General features: G+C 34.8%; 3 protein-coding genes and 1 pseudogene. 3 read left to right on the top strand and 1 reads right to left on the bottom strand.

Going from position 1 to position 2,192, the window contains the following annotated elements; translation table 11 throughout:
- Nucleotides 1-191, top strand: a pseudogene (locus ACKTSC_RS13330) (IS3 family transposase); the annotation flags it as partial.
- A 43-nt stretch (nt 192-234) separates the two neighbouring features.
- On the opposite strand, the gene ACKTSC_RS13325 reads toward ACKTSC_RS13330, so the two are convergent.
- Nucleotides 235-387, bottom strand: a complete 153-nt coding sequence (locus ACKTSC_RS13325) for an SPJ_0845 family protein (RefSeq protein ID WP_407857824.1) — start codon at nt 385-387, stop codon at nt 235-237.
- Nucleotides 388-520: 133 nt separating this feature from the next.
- On the opposite strand from ACKTSC_RS13325, the gene ACKTSC_RS13320 reads away from it, so the two are divergent.
- Both ACKTSC_RS13320 and ACKTSC_RS13315 read left to right on the top strand, forming a co-directional pair.
- On the top strand, nt 521-1,849 hold the full coding sequence (locus ACKTSC_RS13320) for a hypothetical protein (RefSeq protein WP_407857823.1): 1,329 nt from the start codon (nt 521-523) through the stop codon (nt 1,847-1,849).
- Nucleotides 1,850-1,864: 15 nt separating this feature from the next.
- Nucleotides 1,865-2,050, top strand: coding sequence for a hypothetical protein (locus ACKTSC_RS13315; protein WP_407856457.1), 186 nt, complete (start codon nt 1,865-1,867; stop codon nt 2,048-2,050).
- The last annotated feature ends 142 nt before the right edge of the window (nt 2,051-2,192 follow it).

Here is a 2,192-nt window from a genome sequence, read left to right as displayed (position 1 = left end):
AACGCTCCAATAGAGTCGTTTCATGCCTCACTAAAGTCAGAAACGTTCTACATCTCAAAAGAGACGATAGGCTCTAATACTAGAGTAATCGATATTGTAGAAAATTACATCTATTTTTGGAATCATATAGAATTTTATCCAAATTAGGGTATCTTTCGCCCGTCGATTACCGGTCAGCAAGATTAAATTGAGTTGCTCTTTTTATTTTGTATCAAAAAGTAGTTGCACTTCCATTTAAGCTTGATCTTCTTTTTTTTCTTTTACTTCGTTTTCTGGCTTCAAAAATTTTTCTAAAGCATCGTTTTTTTCAACTTTTTTATTTGGATCTACAGCAAATGCATCGAATAATTTATCTAAATCGTCAGACCGTTCGAATTTTAATCCCATAGAGACACCTCCGTATTCACTTGTATTCTAATGTCTATTATACCTCTTTTGGAGTAAAGGATAATCAATTTCTTAGGGGTTTTTAAATCTTTAAGATATAATTATGATATAAGGATGAGAAAGGGGGCAGACGATGGATACGAAACAACGATTATACAGTTTGAGTCAGCTGCATCATTTAGAACAGAAAGATCTACAAGTGCTACTTACCGATTGGTTGATTATCAGTCGTCTGTTGTTTGAACCGGATGAAATGGTCATCAATGGACTAGAACAACCTTTTGAACAAATAAAATTGCAGCAATTGTTAGCTGATTGTAAAATCAATGAGGATGTATGGGTGCAATTAAAAAATAATCATGAAGAAACATCGATCCATCTTTTAGGTGATACATTACTTGAAAAGAGCATTTTACAAAAGAAAACATTTGAGTATTGGGAAATTGTTTATTTGGATTATTTGAATCAACGGCTTGAAAGATTTGGATCATTTGCTTATTTGCGTTCTTATGAAGAATATTTGTTCCATAATACGAGCGATTTATCTGAACGTCGTACTTTTGAGTCCGCAGAAGAAACACACGTGCTTCCGAAAATGAAAGGGCTTAACGGTGATTTGTCAGTCGATTGCAACAATTTTCCTGGCTACGATGTTTTTTACAAAGGCGTTTGTCTTACTTCTTGTTGGCGAATATTTTTGGGATCACCTTACCAAAAAATATTTGCTAAACCTTTGCTTTTAGAAGTTCAACAAATCGAGAGTGTGACTGAAATTGGAGAGGGCGTTTGGTTTGAACTCTATAAAGATCCTTTTCAGTGGAAAGAAGTAGCTAATTTAAAGTTTCAACAATTATTTCGAGATCAATTGGGTATTTCCCAACTAGCTTATACAAATGGCGTCGGCATTCTGAAGCAACCGTATATTGAGTTTGCCTTTGATGATACTCTCGTCCAAACTGTCCAGTATCAAAATGATCAATTTCAACCAATAGAAAAAAGCCAGGCAACTTACTTTGTAACTCGGACCTATGATTTCTTGACCAAGCAGTATCAAGTCAATCGAATGAAAGGTGGATTGAATGCTTTAGCATACTTTCCTTGGATCGATGATGATAGTGAGCGGATGATGAATTATCGTGTTTTATATCCTGAATTGACGTTAGACAAAGGATTGAGTGCATTCGAGTATTATATCCGTAATTCGATTGAATATGAAATTCAAGATCTTCGCTATCAAGATTATACAGCGATCCTACAATTATTTATCCCTAAACGAGCTTTTTTAGATTTTCCAACTGATGAATTGAAAAAAATACTTAAAGATATGACGATCCATCAAATCAGCCGTAAGAACGATTCATTGATTTTTTCGTTGGAGAAGGAAGGAAAGCACTTGATGGTCTATTTTATTGATCAAAATAAGGTAGCTGCTAAAAATCGATTAGATATACTCGAAAATTGAGAGGAGAGAGTTATTATGGATTGGAAATATATCAAAATAATGGGTAGTTGTATGTTGATCGTTGCAATGATTTTTGCCTTGCCGCTAGCATCTTTACAAATTCCTTTAGCAATCGCAGTTTTTTTTGTCGGTATGATTTTATATTCTTTCAAGCCCAAGCCTCAAGTTGTTCGTGTTCGTCGGAAGGATCGTTGGTTATAAAAAAGCACTCTCAACTGAAGTGAGACCCAATAGTTAGACCATATACCGATTAGATTTTTCTAGTCGGTATTTTTATGCTGTCATTCGTTCTCGATATTGAACCGGACTACATCCAAGCTTCGTTTTGATCCGCTGATGATTG

This window comes from Enterococcus hailinensis (assembly GCF_045862035.1).
GTDB classification, from domain to species: domain Bacteria; phylum Bacillota; class Bacilli; order Lactobacillales; family Enterococcaceae; genus Enterococcus_A; species Enterococcus_A hailinensis.
Note: the sequence above shows the minus strand (reverse complement) of the source record. Positions and strands in the feature narration are given on the sequence as shown.

Bases quoted from the DNA above. Each gene is read 5' to 3' on its own strand.
- ACKTSC_RS13315 (WP_407856457.1), top strand. From the start codon at position 1,865: ATGGATTGGAAATATATCAAAATAATGGGTAGTTGTATGTTGATCGTT.
- ACKTSC_RS13325 (WP_407857824.1), bottom strand. From the start codon at position 387: ATGGGATTAAAATTCGAACGGTCTGACGATTTAGATAAATTATTCGAT.
- ACKTSC_RS13320 (WP_407857823.1), top strand. From the start codon at position 521: ATGGATACGAAACAACGATTATACAGTTTGAGTCAGCTGCATCATTTA.